Source organism: Micrococcus sp. 63XJN7_8_ISO-PGPR-S23-253, from assembly GCF_056173425.1.
The window spans coordinates 2,350,955-2,367,736 of the sequence record NZ_CM149673.1; the positions used below are offsets into that span (position 1 = coordinate 2,350,955).

Consider the following 16,782-nt stretch of genomic DNA (forward strand, 5'->3'; position numbering starts at 1 on the left):
GCTCATGCGGTCCGCATCACCCGCACGGGGTCGCGGAACGCGGCGAACGCCGCCGGGGCGAGGCTGGCCAGCAGCGCGGTGAGGGCGGCCAGCACGGCCACCGCCGCCACGAAGTCCACCCCCAGCGTCCCGCCCTGGCCGGCGACGACGGCGTACCCGGCTCCGGAGCCCAGCACGGCGCCCAGCAGCGCAGGCACGGCGGTGCGCACGGCCACGAGCAGGATCAGGTCTCCGCGGCCGATGCCGAGGGTGCGGCGGCGGCCGAGGTCGCGGCGGCGGATGAGGACGTCGGCGAGCACCACGATGGACACGAAGAACGCGCCGGCTCCGAGGATCAGCAGCAGCAGGGAGCGTCCGAGCCCGGCGAGCTCGCCGGTGATCACCTGGTTGCCGGCGGAGAGGGCACGGGCGGTCTGGATGGAGGAGGCGCGCGGGTCGGGGTCGATCACGGCGAGCGCGGCCTCCTGCATGGCGCGGGTGCCGGCGGTGTCGGCGGCGAGGACGCGGACCTGCTGCATCACGAGGGCGTCCGCGGCGGCGGGGACGGTGAGGGCGTAGCCGTCGAGGTCCTGGAAGGGGTCCTGGGCCTGGAACGCCCCGACGACGGCCCACTGGCGGCCGTCCGTGGCCTCGAGCGCTCCGGAGGGCTGGGCGAGGCCGAGCTCGGCGAGCTTGGCCTCGGGGACCACCACCTCGCCGGGGGCGGGCAGGCGGCCGCGGGTCAGCTCGATGCCACGGTCCAGGGTGCCGACCACGTTCGTCACGGCCACGCGGGCGCCGCCCCGGCCGATCCCGGTGTTCACGGCGTCCATGGGCGAGTCCCGGGCGAGGGCGGCCTCGGCGGTGTCGAGTCCGGCGAGGGTGGCCGCGGTGGCGCCGGTGAGGAAACCGGTGCCGCCGGTGTCGGTGACGGTGAGCACGCGGGCGCCGGGGCCGGAGAGCTCTGCGGCGACGGCCGCCTCGGTGGCGGCCTGCCTGCCCACGGTGGCCACGGCGGCGAAGCACATGGCGGCCACCACGAGCAGCACGAGGGCGGAGGGCACGGGAGAGGTGCGTGCGGCGGTGACGGCTTCACGCAGCAGGGTGCGCAGGTTCATGGGCGGTCCTCCCGGTTCACAGCCGCACCACCTCGTCGGCGCGGGCGACGACGGCGGGGTCGTGGGTGGCGACCACCACGGTGCGCCCCTCGGCGGCGGCATCGGCGAGGGCGGCCATGACGAGGCCGGCGTTGTCCGGGTCGAGGTTGCCCGTGGGCTCGTCCGCGAGGACGACGGCGGGCGCGTTCACGAGGGCGCGGCACACGGCCACCCGCTGCGCCTGCCCGCCGGAGACCTGCCCGGGCCGGTGGTCGGCGCGGTGGGCGAGGCCGAAGCGCTCGAGCAGCGCCCGTGCCCGGTCCTCGAGCGTCTGGCGCTCCAGCCCGGCGTAGAGGCCGGGCTCCACCACGGAGTCCAGGATGGGGCGGGACGGGTCCAGCTCCGAGTCCTGGAACACGAATCCCACGGAGGTGGCGCGCAGGCGGGAGCGCTCCCGGTCCGGGCGGGTGGAGGCGTCGACGTCGCCGAGGCGCACCACTCCGGAGGTGGGCGTGAGCATGAGCCCGAGCACGTACAGGAGGGTGGACTTGCCGCGCCCGGAGGGTCCGGTGAGGGCGGTGACGGCGCCCGGCGTGAACACGTGGGTGAGGCCGTCGAACAGCTCCTCGGCGGCGCTGGTGTAGGCGAAGCGCAGGTCCTCGACGGCGAGGGCGGCGGGGACGACGGGGGCGGCGGGCGTGCCCGGGGTGGCGGGCCCCGTCATCGGGTGCCGTTCAGCACGCGCACCTGCTCGCCGGCGTCCACGCCGTCCACGACGGCGAGGCCGTCGGCGGAGCCGAGGACGGTGACGGTGCGGTCCTCCGCGGCGCCGTCCCGGACCACCGTGACCGTCGCGGCGCCGTCTGGCTGGGTGCGCAGGGCGGACACGGGGACCACGGGCCCGGAGACGGGCGGGACCACGCTGACCTGGGAGAGCAGGGAGGTGGTGGCGTCGGCGGGCAGGGCGTCGCAGTCCTCGCCGCAGACCACGCCGCCGTCCGGGGCGGTGAGGGTGATGCGGATCAGGCCCTGCTCGTCGGAGGTGGACTCGCCGGCGACGGCCTTCCATTCGTGTTCGCCGTGGGGCACGGTGACCTGGGTGCCGGCCGGGATGAGGGCGGCCTGCTCCTGGTTGACCTCGAGGGCGAAGTCCGGTTGGTCGCCGGGGCGGGCCACCACGTTCTCGCCGCCGGCGAGGGTGGTGCCGACGGCGGTGGTCTTCGCGTCCACGCTGAGGGGCGCGGGGAGGGCTTCGAGGACCACGAGCTGGCCGAGCTCCACGGTGTCCGCGGCGGGGTAGCCGCGTTCGGTGAGCCAGTCGTCCCAGGCGCCCGCGGTGGCCTCGTCCCACGTGCCGGTGGCCTCCACCTTCGCGCCGGTGGCGGCGAGCATGCGCTGGAACGCGGCGACGTCGTCGCCGGAAGTGCCCTCCCCGAGAGGGCGCCACTGGGGAAGCTCGCCCTGGAGGACGAGCACGGGCTTCTGGGCGACGGCGTACAGCACCTCCCCGGCAGCCACCTCGCCGGACTCTCCGGCCCGGGTGACGACGCCGGTCAGCGCGTTCACCGCCGCCGGCGTCTGCTCGCGCGACACGGAGACGCCGAGGGTGATGACGCGGCCGAGCTCCTGCTCGGCGACGGTGACGAGGGCGCTCGCGGCCGGACGCTGCTCGGCCTGAGCCGGAGGGGTGAGCGTGACCCGGCCGGCCCAGAAGGCGAGCGCGGCGACGGCCACGAGCGCAAGGACGAGGGCGGCCCAGCGGGCGGGGCGATTCATCCGGATGACCCCCAGAAGACATCCTGCGGCGGAAGCTCCGGGCATGTCTGCGCGACCTCGGCCTGGCGTTCTGCCGACACGCCCCTCATGCTGTCCGCGAAGGGCCACCACTGGTGGCGGCCTGGAGTGTAGAACGCGGAGACGAATGCCTCTTTGGAGGGGCGCGCGGAGGTGTCGACCGTGTAGCCGTAGGCCTCGAGACACGGGATGAGGTATTGGTCCCAGTAGTCATAGACGAGGCGGAGCTGCGGATCGGTCCAGTCCTGGGTGTAGCTCGGATCCACCGGGTGCTGTGCGTAGCAGGTCACGTAGGCCGCCTCGAAAGCAGACCTCTGGGACTCAGGTGGGGTGTCGATCTGAATTCCCCCGGTCGGACCGACCGAGTTCGGCCACCCGGCCTCGGCCAGGCATGTGGACACCATGCGGTCCGACTCGAGGGACGTGGCGTACCACCCGGAGCGCTCCACCTGAGGCGGCGCGGGCATTCCCGCCCCCTGAGCGTGCCGCGCGACTTGCTCACGGTAGGCGCGCTCCTTCTCCGCTTCCGTCGTCAGGAGGGGTTCGATCCTCTCGGTGGGAACCCACTGCGAGGCGTCCCAGGTCTTCTCGGCCGTCGCGGTGGGGGGAGCGGCGACCGTGGATGAACCGCCGAGGCCCGCAGACTCCCGACCGACGCAGCCGGTGAGGGTCAGGGCGACGGCCGCCACCAGGGCGGCCGTCGCAGGAATGCGTGATGAAGTCATCGGTGCCGGCGAGTCAGTACGGGTAGTAGCAGTAGCCGTAGGTGCCCGACAGGAGGAGTCCTGCGCTGCAGTCCTGCCGACCGGAGTCCGTCAGCGCCTGCGCTGGCACCGCACCGGAGACGGCCAACAGTCCAGCGACGGGCACGCCGGCACCGACCTTAGAACTCCGCTGCTTCATACCCATGTCGCCCCTCCTTATGGTTCACGCTCAGTCATGATCTACATCACACTCTATGAAGGCGCTCGCCCTGCGTCCAGAGAATTCTCGGTCGGTCCACAGACGTGCCCCACCAGCGAGTCAAGAGGGTCCTGCGCGTGACGGATGCGCAATCTCAGGGGACGAATGAGCGCGGCCACACCGGCAGGGGTGGCCCGACGATCGGGCTTCGATACTCCCGTCACCGCCGCGCGTCCTAGCCTCGTACGCCTCCGGCTCCGGAGAGGTGCGGGCTCGTGAAACTCACCGGCGCCTGGATCGAGAAGGTCATGGGGTGGTCCCGTGTCGCAGCGACGCCAGCGGCCAGCGGCCAGTGGCTGGGCGCCGGCGCCATCCCGCCCCGGCCTCAGCGGGCGTCCTCGCGCGCGGCGGGCGCGCCGTCGTCGTCCTGCTCCTCCGCCTGTTCCCCGCCCTGGAACTGGCTCATGTAGAGCCGGTGATAGGCGCCCTTCGCGGCGAGCAGCTCGTCATGGGAGCCCTGCTCCACGATGTCGCCGTCCTCCATCACGAGGATGACGTCCGCGTCCCGGATGGTGCTCAGGCGGTGGGCGATCACGAAGCTCGTGCGGTCGCTGCGCAGCGCCGCCATGGCCCCCTGGACCAGCACCTCGGTGCGGGTGTCCACGGAGGAGGTGGCCTCGTCCAGGATCAGGATGGACGGCTGGGCCAGGAACGCGCGGGCGATCGTGATGAGCTGCCGCTCGCCCGCGGACACGTTGGCGGCGTCCTGCTCGATCACGGTGTCGTAGCCGTCGGGCAGGGTGTGCACGAACCGGTCCACGTAGGTGGCCTTCGCCGCCGCCACGACCTCCTCGTCCGTGGCGTCGAGCCGGCCGTAGCGGATGTTCTCCCGGATGGTCCCGCCGAACAGCACCGCGTCCTGGAGCACCATGCCGGTGGCGGCGCGCAGCTCGCCGCGGCTGACCGTGCGGGTGTCCACGCCGTCCAGCAGGATCCGCCCGCCGTCCACCTCGTAGAACCGCATGATCAGGTTGACCAGGGTGGTCTTGCCGGCGCCGGTCGGCCCGACGATCGCGACCGTCTGCCCCGGCTCCGCCACGAGGTTCAGGTCCGTGATGAGCGGCTTCTCCGGCGTGTAGGAGAAGCGCACGTGCTCGAACTCCACGCGACCGCGCAGCGGGCGCGGGAGGTGGGCGACGCCGTCGGGCCCGGAGGCGGCGGAGGGCGCCGTTTCCCGAACGAAAGCGCTCTCGGAGGGCGCCGTTCCCCGAACGAAAGTGCGGGCGGGGGTGCCGTCGGGGGTCTCCTCCGGCTCGTCGAGGAGCTCGAAGATGCGCTCGGCCGACGCCACGCCGGAGATCAGCATGTTGGACATGCCGGCGATCTGCCCGAGCGGCTGGTTGAACTCGCGCGAGTACTGGATGAACGCGGTCACGGCGCCGAGGGTCATCTGCCCGTTGGCCACGCGCAGCCCGCCGACCACGGCGATGCCCACGTAGCCCAGCCAGTTCACCCACTGCATGATCGGCATGATCATCCCCGAGTAGAACTGCGCCTTGAACGCGGCCTCGTACAGCTCCTCGTTGCGCTCGTCGAAGCGCGCGGCCATGTCCCGCTGACGGCCGAACACGGTCACCAGCTCGTGCCCGGTGAACGACTCCTCGATGTGCCCGTTGAGCCGGCCCGTCTCCCGCCACTGCGCGGAGAACAGCGCCTGGGACTTCTTGCCGATCACGCCCACCACCACGCCGGCCACCGGCAGCGCGATCAGGGCGATGAGCGCGAGCTGCCAGGACAGCCAGAACATCATGCCGACGATGCCGATCACGGTCAGCGCCGAGTACACGAGCGAGGCGAACGCCTGCTGGAGGGCCTGCTGGACGTTGTCCACGTCGTTGGTGGTGCGGGAGAGCAGATCTCCGCGCTGCCCACGGTCGAAGTAGCTCAGCGGCAGCCGGTTGATCTTGGCCTCGATGTCCTCGCGCAGGCGGAACACGAGGCGCATCACGAGGTCGTTGAGGACACGCCCCTGCAGCCACATGAACAGCTGGGCCACGAGGTACATGGCCAGCACGATCAGGATCAGCCGGCCCAGCTCGGTGAAGTCGATCCCCTCGCCCGGCGTGAACGCCATGCCGGAGAGCATCTCCGCGGCCTGGTCCTCGCCCTGGGCGCGCAGCCCGTCGATGACCTGCTCGCGGCTCAGCCCGCCGGGCATCTGCGCGGAGACCACGCCGCCGAAGATCACGTCCATCGCCTGGCCGAGCACGCGCGGCGCCCACACGTTCAACACCACGGCCACCAGCACCATGACGGCGACGACGGCCAGCCCCAGCTTCTCCGTGCGGAACAGGCTCAGGAGCCGCTTCGCGGACGGCCAGAACGCCTTGGCCCTGCGGGCCGGGCCGTCGCCCCAGTCGTCGGTGGCGCCCTGCTCCTGGATCTCGAGGATCTCCTCGTCGGTCAGGTGCTCGCTCATGCCACGTCCTCCGCGGTCAGCTGGGAGTCCACGATCTCCCGGTAGGTCTGGTTGTCCGCCAGCAGCTCGGCGTGGGTGCCGCGGCCGACCACGCGGCCCTCGTCCAGCACGATGATCTGGTCGGCGTCGGTGATGGTGGCCACCCGCTGGGCGACGACGATCCGGGTCACCCCGGCCGCCGCGCGGTCGAGCGCCGCCCGCAGCCGCGCGTCGGTGGTGACGTCCAGGGCGGAGAACGAGTCGTCGAACACGAGGATCCGCGGCTCGGCCACGAGGGCACGCGCGATGGACAGGCGCTGGCGCTGGCCGCCGGAGACGTCCGTGCCGCCCTGGGACAGCCGGGAGTCCAGACCGGAGGCGGCCGCCTCCCCCTTGCCGGTGGTGCGGGCGCGCACGAAGTCGGCGGCCTGGGCCGTCTCGAGGGCCGCCCAGATGCGCTCGTCCGAGGCGTCCGGGGCCCCGAACTGCATGTTCTCCCGCACGGTGCCCGAGAACAGGTACGGCTTCTGCGGCACGAGCGCCACGGCCTCCGTCAGCTCGGCCCGGGCCAGGTCGGTCACCGGCACGCCGTCCACGAGCACCTCGCCGGACGTCGCGTCGTACAGCCGCGGCAGCAGGCTGATCAGCGTGGACTTGCCGGAGCCGGTCGAGCCGATGATCGCCGTCGTGGTGCCGGGGGCGACGGCGAAGCTGACGTCGTCGAGCACCGGCGCCTCGGCGCCGGGGTACTGGAAGGTGACGTGGCGCAGCTCCAGGGCGCCGTCGCGACGCGCGGGGGTCACCGGGCGGGCCGGCTCGCCGAGCGTGGGGACGGTGTCCACGACCTCGCCGATGCGGCGGGCGGAGATCACGGCGCGCGGGAGCATCATCATCATGAAGGTGCCCATCATCACCGCCATGAGGATCTGCAGCAGGTACTGCATGAACGCGGTGAGCGCGCCGACCTGCACGAGCCCCGCGTCCACGCGCTCACCGCCGAACCACAGGACGGCGGCGGTGGCCAGGTGCAGGATCATCGTGATGACCGGGCCCAGCAGCACGAACAGCCGGCCGATCCGCACGGACGTCTCCGTCAGGGCGGCGTTCGCGTCCGTGAACCGGCGCGTCTCGTGGCGCTCGCGCACGAACGCGCGGACCACGCGGATGCCCTGGATCTGCTCGCGCATCACGCCGTTGACGTCGTCGATGTTGTCCTGCATCCGCTGGAACAGCGGCATGAGACGCGCGACGATCCACGCCACGATCACCAGCAGCACCGGCACGGAGACCCACACCAGCCAGGACAGGCCCGGGTCCTCGCGGATGGCCATGATGATGCCGCCGACCGCCATGATCGGCACGGCCACCATGAAGTTCAGGGCCATGAGGGTGAGCATCTGGACCTGGTTGACGTCGTTGGTGCCGCGCGTGATGAGGGTCGCGGCGCCGAAGCGGCCGAGCTCCTCCGCGGAGAACGCGTCCACGCGGGTGTAGACGGCGCGGCGCAGGTCCCGGCCGACGCCCATCGAGGCCTGCGCGCCGAACCACACGGCGGCGATCGCGGCGACCACCTGCACCAGCGCGACGCCGAGCATCACGAGGCCGATGTCCCAGATGCGGGCGGTGTCGCCGCGGGCCACGCCCTCGTCGATGATGCGGGCGTTGAGGCTGGGCAGGTACAGCATGGCCAGCGTGCTGATCAGCTGCAGCACGACGACGGCGGCGACGGCGCCGCGATAGCGCCGCCCGTGACGGCGGAGCAGGGTCCAGAGCATGGGGCTCCCAGGGAGTCGGGATGGGCGCACGGCCGCGTGGGCCGCAGGGAGGTGGGCCGAAGGGGGCCGGGTTCATTGTGCCCCAGCCGCGGGCGGGGAGGTCGGGGTGTTCGCCGTGGGACGCGCCCGGACGGCCGTGCGGGAGACGTCGCCAGGGGGCGTGAGCCAGATGATTCCGCCGCGAATCGAACGTCAGAACGACAGAAACGTCTGGCTCAGCGCCCGGGCCTCTCAGAGCAGGGGACGCAGCGGGGCCAGGAGGGCCTCGACCACGCGGGCGAGGCCGTGACGGTCCTCCCAGCGCGGGGCGTCGATCCGGACGGCCTGCTGGGCGTCGAGGGCGAAGATCTCCTCCATCCGGGCGGCGAAGTCGCGGTCCACGACCACCACGTTGGACTCGTAGTTGTAGCCCAGGGAGAGGCGGTCGATGTTGGCCGAGCCCACGGTGGACCAGATGCCGTCCACGGTGGCGGTCTTCGCGTGGATCATGCTGGCCTTGTACAGCAGGATCGTGATGCCGGCCTCGAGCATCTGCCCGAAGAAGCCGCGCGAGGCCCAGTCCGCCACGATGTGGTTGGAGTCCTCCGGCACCATCACCTGCACGTCCACCCCGCGCCGGGCCGCGTGCAGCAGCGCCTCGAGGACCTGCTGGTCCGGGACGAAGTACGGCGTGTTGATGAGGATGCGGTGCTGCGCCCGCTGGATGGCCTCGAGGTAGCTCAGCCGGATCGGGTAGACCAGCAGCGGCGGCTGGTTCGCGGACACGGTGACGCGCGGGTCCCACGTGTCCGGGGGGCGCCAGGACATCTGCTCGCCCGCGCGGTGGTGCGCGTTCCACTTGATGGAGATCGACTGGTCCAGCGCCCACACCGCCGGGCCGCGCTCGCGCACGTGGGTGTCCCGCCACAGGCGGGCGTAGTCGTCGCCGATGTTGAAGCCGCCGGCGAAGCCGACCTCGTCGTCCACCACCATGATCTTCGAGTGGTTGAACCCGCTGTGCCGGACCACGCCTCGCCAGATCGGGCGGGCGAAGGCCGGCAGCCGGAACACGTGGATGCGCGGGTCCAGCTGACGGTAGAAGCGGGGCGGGACCACGAGGTTCCCGAACCCGTCGTAGGAGACGTAGATCTCCACGCCGCGCGCGGCCGCCCGGTTGAAGGCGTCCATGAACCGCTGGCCCGTGGGGTCGGCCTTCCAGATGAAGGTCTCGAACTTGATGATCCGCTGCGCTCCGTCGATCGCGGCGATCATCTCCTCGTAGAGGTCCTCGCCCGAGGTGAAGATGCGCAGCTCGGAGCCCGTCACGTGGGCGTCGAACACGCCGGGGTTCTGCGCCGGCCGGCGCACTCGGCCCCTGCGCTTGACCATGTCCACCCCGGTGAGCCCGGCGGCGACCGTCAGGGGCAGCCCCACGAGACCGACGCCCGCGGCCACGGCCGCTCCCCGGAGGAGACGCCGGACCGGCAGGCGGGACAGGGACGGCAGGGACGGTCGGCGCATTCGCTCAGTCTACTGAGGGCCCCGTCAGCGCGGATCGGTCGAGCGGCGCATCTCGGTCCAGGCCGCGCTCACCTCGGAGCGCATGCGCACGAGTTCGATCGCCGTCTCCTGCAGCCGCCGGGCGCTCTCGCTCTCGGGGACGTACTGCCGCACCCGCTGGGCCTGGTCCTCCGCGGAGACGTCCACCATGACGGCGATCGAGTGCGCCACCAGGCGGGACTCCGCCCCGGTGCGTCGGCTCGCGTAGACGCGCAGCGCCACATGCATGGACCGCTCCGTGGTGTTCACCAGGAGGGCCTCCACACGCACGAGGTCGCCCACGTGGATGTTCCGCACGAAGCGCACACCGCCGCCGAACACCGCGACCACGGATTCATGGCCGGTCCAGCGGGCGGCGCAGACGGCGGCCGCCTCGTCCACCCAGCGCAGGATCGCGCCCGCGTTGATGGTGCCGCCCACGGTGGCCTCCGTGTTGGGGGCCAGGAACGCGAGGGTGCTCATCTCCTCGGGGGCCTCCCCGGGCGCGGGGAACGGCAGTCGGGCCATGCCGCGCTCGACGGCGCGGCGGGCCACGGTGGAGCGGCGGGCCTGTTCGTCGCGCTCGATCTGGCCGGGGGTCGAGGGTTCCCAGACCGGCACGGTCACGCGCACCCCGTCCTCCTCCGCGGCGTAGACCACGAGGGACGAGGTGGCGACCATGGGGTCGCCGTCGTCGTTGCGGATCTCCGGCAGCAGCAGGCGGGTCTGGACGTGCACCTCGGCGCCGTCCGTGTGGACCACGCGCGCCTGCACCACGGCACGGCGGTCCACCGGCACGGGGTGCCGGAACTGGGTGTGCCCCATGTAGCGGGCACGCACGAACGTCCCGGCCCAGCTCGCCGCGACGGCGTAGCCGGCCTTCTCGATCCAGGAGATGACGGTGCCGGCGTCCACGAGGCCGGTGGGATGGTCGAAGCTGTCCGCCCGGAATTCGAGGGCGAGGGCTCCGGGGGGTCTCATGCCGTCGAACGTATCACCCGAGTCCGGGCCCTGTGCGGCCGGTCACGCCCCGTCCAGGAGTCTGGGGGGAACCTCCCGGCCGCGCCCCAGGCGGGTCCACGCACGGGGGACAATGGACCCATGACCGCCTTCGACCGTCTCCCCCTGCCCGCGGAGCCCCAGACCCCGCACGACCGCCTGCGACGCCGCACCGAGGCCGCCGTCGCCGAGCGCGGGGAGGCCGCCGTCGCCGGGCTGGCGGTGCGCCTGATGACCGGCGCGGCCACCCCCGAGGACGTCACCTCGGGCGCCGCCCGCGCCCTCACCGGCGACGACGGCGACCTCAGCCCCGCCGCGACCGGCGCCCTGGCCCTGATGCACGCGTGGCACCGCAGCGCGCTGCCCGCCCTGACCGGGGCGCTCACCGCCCCCGAGGCGGACGTCCGCTCGGCGGCCCACCTCGTGCTCGCCTCCCGGGCCGGCTCGCTGCGCCGCGACGCCGCCGTCGACCGCGCCCTCGTGGACGCGGTGCGGGCCGGCTGTGCCGACCCGGACCCGGAGGTCCGCGCGTCGGCCGCGTCCGCACTGGGCGCCCTCGCCCGCCCCAAGGACCTCGAGGCCGCCCTCCCCGTGCTCACCGGCATGGTGATGGACGTGGACGCGGACCTGGCCGCGGCCGCCGAGCTGGCCCTCGAGCAGCTCGCGATCCGCCTGGACCGGCCCGGCCTGCGGGTCAGCCTCGAGGGCTGAGGCGACGCCCGTGCAGTGCCCCCACTTCGACGTCGGCGAGTGCCGTTCCTGCCCGCTGATGGGCGTGCCGTACGCCCGGCAGCTCGCGGACAAGCAGGCCGCGGTCCTGGCCGCGCTGGCAGACGCGGTCGATGCGGACACGGTCGTGGCCGAGCCGTTCGCCTCCGCGGAGGCGGGGTTCCGGAACAAGGCGAAGCTCGTGGTGACGGGCACGGCGGCGGCGCCGCGGCTGGGCATCCTGGACCCCCGCCAGCACCCGCGGCACCACGACGGCGCCGGCGTGGACCTGCGCGACTGCGGCCTGTACGAGGCCGGCATGGAGGGCGTGTTCGAGGCGTGCGCGGCGGCGGTGACGGCGGCCAAGCTGGAGCCTTACGACGTCGCCGCCCGCACGGGCGAGCTGAAGAACGTGATCGTGACGCTCTCCCCCGACCGGGAGGCGATGGTCCGGTTCGTGCTGCGCTCCGCCGACCGGCTGGACGCGCTGCGCGCGGCGGTGCCGGGGCTGCTGGATGACCTCGCGGCGCGCGGGACACCCGCCGCCGTGGTGAGCGCGAACCTGCTGCCGGAGCACGTGGCCCTGCCCGAGGGCGACGAGGAGATCGTGCTCGCCGGCGGGCCGACGCTGACCATGCGGCTCAACGGGGTGGGCCTGCGGCTACGCCCGCAGGGGTTCTTCCAGACGAACACCGCGGTGACCGAGGGGCTGTACGCGACGGCGGCGGCGTGGATTACCGAGGGCGGCGTGCCGGCGTCGGCGTGGGACCTGTACTGCGGGGTGGGCGGGTTCGCGTTCCACCTGGCCCGGGCCGGCGTGCCCGACGTGTGGGGCATGGAGTCCTCCGCCGAGGCGGTGGCCGCGGCCCGGGAGACGGCCGCCGAGCTCGGCCTGGCCGACCGGGTGCGCTTCTCCGCCGGCGACGCCACCTCCGCGCTTTCGTTCGAGAAACGGCGGGCTCCGGAGGCGCTTTCGTTCGAGAAACGGCGGGCTCCGGAGGCGCTTTCGTTCGAGAAACGGCGGGCCCGCCCGGACGCCGTCGTCGTGAATCCGCCGCGGCGGGGCATCGGCGCCGAGCTGGCCGACGCGCTGGAGGACTCGGGCGTGCCCACCGTGCTGTACTCGAGCTGCAACCCGACGACGCTCGCACAGGACCTGGCCCGGATGCCCTCCTACCGGGTGGCGCGGGTGCAGGTGTTCGACATGTTCCCGCAGACCCGGCACGCGGAGGTGCTCACGCTGCTGACCCGGCGGTGACGGGGGCCGGGGCGCGTCACCGCGGGCTCCCCGCCCGACGGTTCCGCTTCTTCAACTCGACGAAGACCTGCAGCAGCGTCAGAGCCGACGGCGTGAGCGCGGGTTGCGTGAGCACGAGCGGTTGCGCACGGGTCAACCCGCCACCCTGCAACGGCCGTCCCGAGTCCCACCGGTTGGCCTTGCGCAGACCACCCTCGTTCCACAGCCGCTCGTCCACCTTGAGCGCCACCTTCATCGTGTGCTCCGACTCTGGCGCCACAGCACGGACTTCCTTCACGTCCGCCCAGTCCACGGACCAGTCCCGCGTCCACACCCGTCGCTCATCGAACGTGACATGCCGAGGCCGGAACAGACCCATCGTCGCGGAGGGAAGCACCGCCAACGCCAGCGCCAACCCGATGAACGACGCCACACGCCACACCCCGAACCCGGCCGAGACATCCTCCGGCGGCCGGAAGATCACCCAGATGAACACCGCCGTGCACACCACGACGATCAGCCACAGGAACAGCCACCGCGCCGGACGCACCCGCGCCTGCACCGGCAGACAAGCCAGGATCTCCTCCTGCGTCGCCTTCTTCCGCAACCGCGTCGGCTTCGCATCCATCACTTGCTCCTCATCCAGTTCATGAGCCCTTCGCCCCCCAGCCATCTCCGCCGAGTGTGTCCTGCTCGTTCCCGGGCCACGCTTCCGGTGCGCGGGGGCACACGTCCGCCCCGTCGGCACGACCCTATTCCCGGAACCCACCGCGCCGCAGCGACATCAGCGCAGCTGAGAACCGCTGTGATGTCGCTGCGGTGCGGTCGGCCGGAACGACGGCGTGCTCGCTGCGGTGAACATCGCCGCGGCACTCCCCGTGCGGCCCCCCTTCCCCGCCCGTAGGCTGGTTCCCATGTCCCAGACGCTCACCCCCGCCGCCCCGCAGGACCTGAACGCCCGCCGCCACCGGCTCCGCCGCTACCGCGCCGTCATCTTCGACATGGACGGGGTCATCACGGACACCGCCGGCGTGCACGCGCAGGCGTGGAAGGAGCTCTTCGACGGGGCGCTGCCCGCCGTGGGCGCGCTGCCCGCCAACGCCGCCGTCGTCGCCGCGGACCCGGACGTGCTGCGCCCCTTCGACGCCGCCGCCGACTACCTGCACCACGTGGACGGGCGTCCCCGTGAGGACGGGGTCCGCACGTTCTTCGCCTCCCGCGGCCTGCACGTCCCCGAGGCCGACTCCCCCGAGGCGGACGCGGCCCCGGAGCTGACGGTCCTCGCCCTCGCCGAGCGCAAGCAGGGCTACTTCGAGCAGGTGCTCGAGCGCGACGGCGTCCGCGTGTTCCCTGAGGCCCAGGACCTCCTCGAGCGGCTGCGGGCCAAGGGCGTGCCGGTCGCACTGGTCACCAGCTCCAAGAACTCCCGCGCCGTGCTCACGGCCGGCGGCGTGCTGGACTTCTTCCCCGTGATCGTGGACGGGAACACCGCCGTCGAGCGCGGGCTGCCGGGCAAGCCGGACCCGGCGATGTTCTGGGAGGCCGCCCGCGAGCTGGGCGTCGACGTCGCGGACGCGATGGTCCTCGAGGACGCCGTCTCCGGTGTGAAGGCCGCCGCGGACGGCCGCTTCGGCCTCGTGATCGGCGTGGACCGCGAACCCGAGCTCGGCAAGGGCCGACTCAAGGCGGCCGGCGCCCACCTGGTGGTCCAGGACTACGGGACCCTGCATCTGGAGGACCGCACCACCACCCCGTTCGACCCCGCGTGGGTGCTGCGCTGGGACCACTTCGACCCGGCCTCCGAGGGCACCCGCGAGGTGCTGTGCACCCTGGCCAACGGGTACTGGGGCACCCGCGGCGCCGTGCCCGGCACGCGCATCTCCTCCGTCCACTACCCCGGCACCTACATGGCCGGGGTGTTCAACCGGCTGACCTCGATGGTCCAGGGCCGGGTCGTGGACACCGAGCACATGGTCAACATCCAGGACTGGACCCCGCTCGTGGTGACCCCGCGCCACGGCCGCCCGCTGCTGCCGGGTGAGGAGAACCTCGTGGAGTACGGCCAGGAGATGGACCTGCGCCGCGGCGTGCTCTCCCGCACCATGACCTTCGAGGACGAGCAGGGCCGGCGCACCACGGTCCACACCCGGCAGTTCACCTCGCTGGCCAACCGGCACCTCGCCGCGCTCGAGCTGACCGTCGTGGCGGAGAACTGGTCCGGGGACCTCACGGTGCGATCGAAGATCGAGGGCCGCGTGGCCAACCTCAACGTCTCCGACGACCGCACCCTCGCCAACCAGCACCTCGAGCCGGTCCAGGCCCGGGAGATCGACGGCGAGACCGTCCTGCTCGAGACCGCCACCAACCAGTCCGGCATCCACGTGGCCGTGGCCACCCGCACCCGCCAGGTAGCGCCGGTGGGCCACCACGAGCCCATCCGCCGCCCCGTGGACGGCTCGGACCTGGTGGTCGGCCAGGACATCCTCCTCCACGTGGACGAGGGCGTGCCGCTCGTGCTGGAGAAGGTCGCCGCCGTCGCCACGAGCCACGACCACGCCAGCGCCTCCGTGTGGGAGTCGGCGGTGAAGGACGCCCAGCGCGCCCAGAACTTCCGCAACCTGCTGACTCTGCACGAGCAGCGCTGGGGCACCAACTGGGACCGGTTCTCCGTGCGCATCGACCTGGCCGAGCCGTACCGGCACCACCGCCGCTCCACGGCGGCGGAGACCGGCGGCGAGTACGCGCCGCCCGTCGTCGCCGCCGGCCACTCGGCCCCGGTGGGGTCGGCGGTCCCGATGGGCAAGGACGGCGCGTCGCTGCGCCAGCAGCTCGCGCTGAACCTGCACACGTTCCACGTGCTCCAGACGGCCTACGGCCGCCGCCGGGACCTGGACGCCTCCGTGGGGGCGCGCGGCCTGCACGGCGAGGGCTACCGCGGCCACATCTTCTGGGACGAGATCTACGTCTACCCCATGCTCACGCTGCGCCGCCCCGAGATCACCCGCGGCCTGCTGATGTACCGCTACCGGCGTCTCAACGAGGCCCGCGCCAACGCCCAGGCCGCGGGCTGGGCCGGCGCCATGTACCCGTGGCAGTCCGGCGCGGACGGCTCCGAGGAGACGCCCACCGAGCTGTGGAACCCGCGCTCGCGCATGTGGATGCCGGACAACTCCCACAACCAGCGGCACGTCTCCCTGGACATCGCCTACTCCGTGCTGCGGTACATCGAGATCACGAAGGACACGTCCTTCATCTCGGACTACGGCGCGGAGATGCTCGTGGAGATCTCCCGGTTCTTCATGTCCATGACCCTGCACAACGCCGTCACGGACCGCTACGAGATCCACGGCGTCATGGGCCCGGACGAGTTCCACGACGGCTACCCCGAGGCCCCCGGCTCCGGCCTGCGCAACAACGCGTACACGAACGTGCTGACCTCGTGGGTGCTCGCGGAGACCGCCCGCCTGGTCCGCTGGCTGGACACGATCGACGACGGCCTGCCCGAGCTCATGGAGATCTCCGAGGAGGAGATCGAGCGCTGGGAGGAGGTCAGCGCCCGTCTGACCGTGCCGTTCTTCGAGGAGGGCGAGGAGGCCGGCATCCTCGCCCAGTTCGAGGGCTACCAGGACCTGCTCGAGTTCGACTGGGAGGCCTACCGCGCCAAGTACGGGAACATCGGCCGCATGGACCTGATCCTGCAGGCCGAGGGCGACGCCACCAACCGCTACAAGCTCTCCAAGCAGGCCGACACCCTCATGCTCGGCTACCTGTTCTCCGCCGAGGAGCTGGACCGGATCCTGCGCCGCATGGGCTACGAGCTGCCGCAGGAGGCGTTCGAGCGGATGGTCACCTACTACGAGGCCCGCTCGACGCACGGCTCCACGCTCTCCCGCCTGGTGCACGCGTGGGTGGCGGCCCGCACGGACCCGGACCGCTCGTGGGACCTGTTCACGGAGGCCCTCGAGTCGGACCTCTCGGACACGCAGGGCGGCACCACGAAGGAGGGCATCCACCTGGGCCTGATGGCGGGCACCGTGGACACGGTGATCCGCTGCTACGCGGGCCTCGAGACGCGCGACGACGTCGTCCGGCTGCACCCCCGCATGCCCGCCCAGCTGCCCGGCGCCCGGTTCACCATCCGGTTCCGCCAGCAGCCCGTGGTCATCCACATGACCCAGCGGGAGGTGACGGTGTCCGCGGGCGAGGGCATGTGGCACGACGTGCCGATGGTCATCGCCGGCCGCGAGCACATCCTCTCCCCCGGCGAGAGGCTGACGGTCCCGCTGGACTGAGGGCCGCCATCGTCGGCCCCGC

13 protein-coding genes are annotated in these 16,782 nt (G+C 72.6%); 3 read left to right on the forward strand and 10 right to left on the reverse strand.

The genetic code is table 11. The annotated features are described in order from the left end of the window. Positions 1–2: 2 nt before the first annotated feature. The 9 genes from AC0VX4_RS10850 to AC0VX4_RS10890 all read right to left on the reverse strand — a co-directional run bounded on the left by AC0VX4_RS10850 (position 3) and on the right by AC0VX4_RS10890 (position 10,505). On the reverse strand, positions 3–1,097 hold the full coding sequence (locus AC0VX4_RS10850; RefSeq protein WP_369998201.1) for a permease: 1,095 nt from the start codon (positions 1,095–1,097) through the stop codon (positions 3–5). 16 nt (positions 1,098–1,113) lie between these two features. Continuing rightward, entirely contained in the window at positions 1,114–1,800 is a 687-nt protein-coding gene (locus AC0VX4_RS10855) for an ABC transporter ATP-binding protein (protein ID WP_369998198.1), read from the reverse strand. Then, a complete protein-coding gene (locus tag AC0VX4_RS10860; RefSeq protein WP_065572658.1) occupies positions 1,797–2,852 on the reverse strand; it encodes a hypothetical protein in 1,056 nt (351 codons plus the stop codon). Before AC0VX4_RS10860 ends, AC0VX4_RS10855 begins: the two co-directional genes overlap by 4 nt. Continuing rightward, positions 2,849–3,595 carry a hypothetical protein gene (locus tag AC0VX4_RS10865; RefSeq protein ID WP_223246371.1) on the reverse strand — a complete coding sequence of 249 codons (747 nt, stop codon included), beginning with the start codon at positions 3,593–3,595 and terminating at the stop codon, positions 2,849–2,851. Before AC0VX4_RS10865 ends, AC0VX4_RS10860 begins: the two co-directional genes overlap by 4 nt. A 13-nt stretch (positions 3,596–3,608) precedes the next feature. Further along, entirely contained in the window at positions 3,609–3,779 is a 171-nt protein-coding gene (locus AC0VX4_RS10870) for a hypothetical protein (protein ID WP_157757317.1), read from the reverse strand. A gap of 379 nt (positions 3,780–4,158) precedes the next feature. Beyond that, the gene (locus AC0VX4_RS10875; protein WP_475464372.1) at positions 4,159–6,252 is read right to left on the reverse strand and encodes an ABC transporter ATP-binding protein; all 2,094 of its coding nucleotides are present in this window, start codon (positions 6,250–6,252) and stop codon (positions 4,159–4,161) included. Beyond that, positions 6,249–8,006 carry an ABC transporter ATP-binding protein gene (locus AC0VX4_RS10880; protein ID WP_475464373.1) on the reverse strand — a complete coding sequence of 586 codons (1,758 nt, stop codon included), beginning with the start codon at positions 8,004–8,006 and terminating at the stop codon, positions 6,249–6,251. The genes AC0VX4_RS10875 and AC0VX4_RS10880 overlap by 4 nt, the downstream gene beginning before the upstream one ends. A gap of 231 nt (positions 8,007–8,237) precedes the next feature. Beyond that, positions 8,238–9,506, reverse strand: a complete 1,269-nt coding sequence (locus AC0VX4_RS10885) for a phospholipase D-like domain-containing protein (RefSeq protein WP_216879532.1) — start codon at positions 9,504–9,506, stop codon at positions 8,238–8,240. A 24-nt stretch (positions 9,507–9,530) separates the two neighbouring features. Then, positions 9,531–10,505 carry an acyl-CoA thioesterase gene (locus tag AC0VX4_RS10890; protein WP_002855353.1) on the reverse strand — a complete coding sequence of 325 codons (975 nt, stop codon included), beginning with the start codon at positions 10,503–10,505 and terminating at the stop codon, positions 9,531–9,533. Positions 10,506–10,625: 120 nt separating this feature from the next. On the opposite strand from AC0VX4_RS10890, the gene AC0VX4_RS10895 reads away from it, so the two are divergent. Then, positions 10,626–11,234, forward strand: coding sequence for a HEAT repeat domain-containing protein (locus AC0VX4_RS10895; RefSeq protein ID WP_369998176.1), 609 nt, complete (start codon positions 10,626–10,628; stop codon positions 11,232–11,234). Between the two features lie 10 nt (positions 11,235–11,244). After that, positions 11,245–12,489 (forward strand): 23S rRNA (uracil(747)-C(5))-methyltransferase RlmC, encoded by a 1,245-nt coding sequence (rlmC, locus tag AC0VX4_RS10900; RefSeq protein ID WP_369998173.1) that lies wholly within the window; start codon positions 11,245–11,247, stop codon positions 12,487–12,489. 16 nt (positions 12,490–12,505) lie between these two features. Here the strand turns inward: rlmC and AC0VX4_RS10905 are convergent, their stop codons facing one another. Further along, a complete protein-coding gene (locus tag AC0VX4_RS10905) occupies positions 12,506–13,096 on the reverse strand; it encodes a hypothetical protein (protein WP_065572664.1) in 591 nt (196 codons plus the stop codon). A gap of 286 nt (positions 13,097–13,382) precedes the next feature. Between AC0VX4_RS10905 and AC0VX4_RS10910 the strand changes: the two genes are divergently transcribed. After that, on the forward strand, positions 13,383–16,760 hold the full coding sequence (locus AC0VX4_RS10910; protein ID WP_136940556.1) for a beta-phosphoglucomutase family hydrolase: 3,378 nt from the start codon (positions 13,383–13,385) through the stop codon (positions 16,758–16,760). Positions 16,761–16,782: the final 22 nt, after the last annotated feature.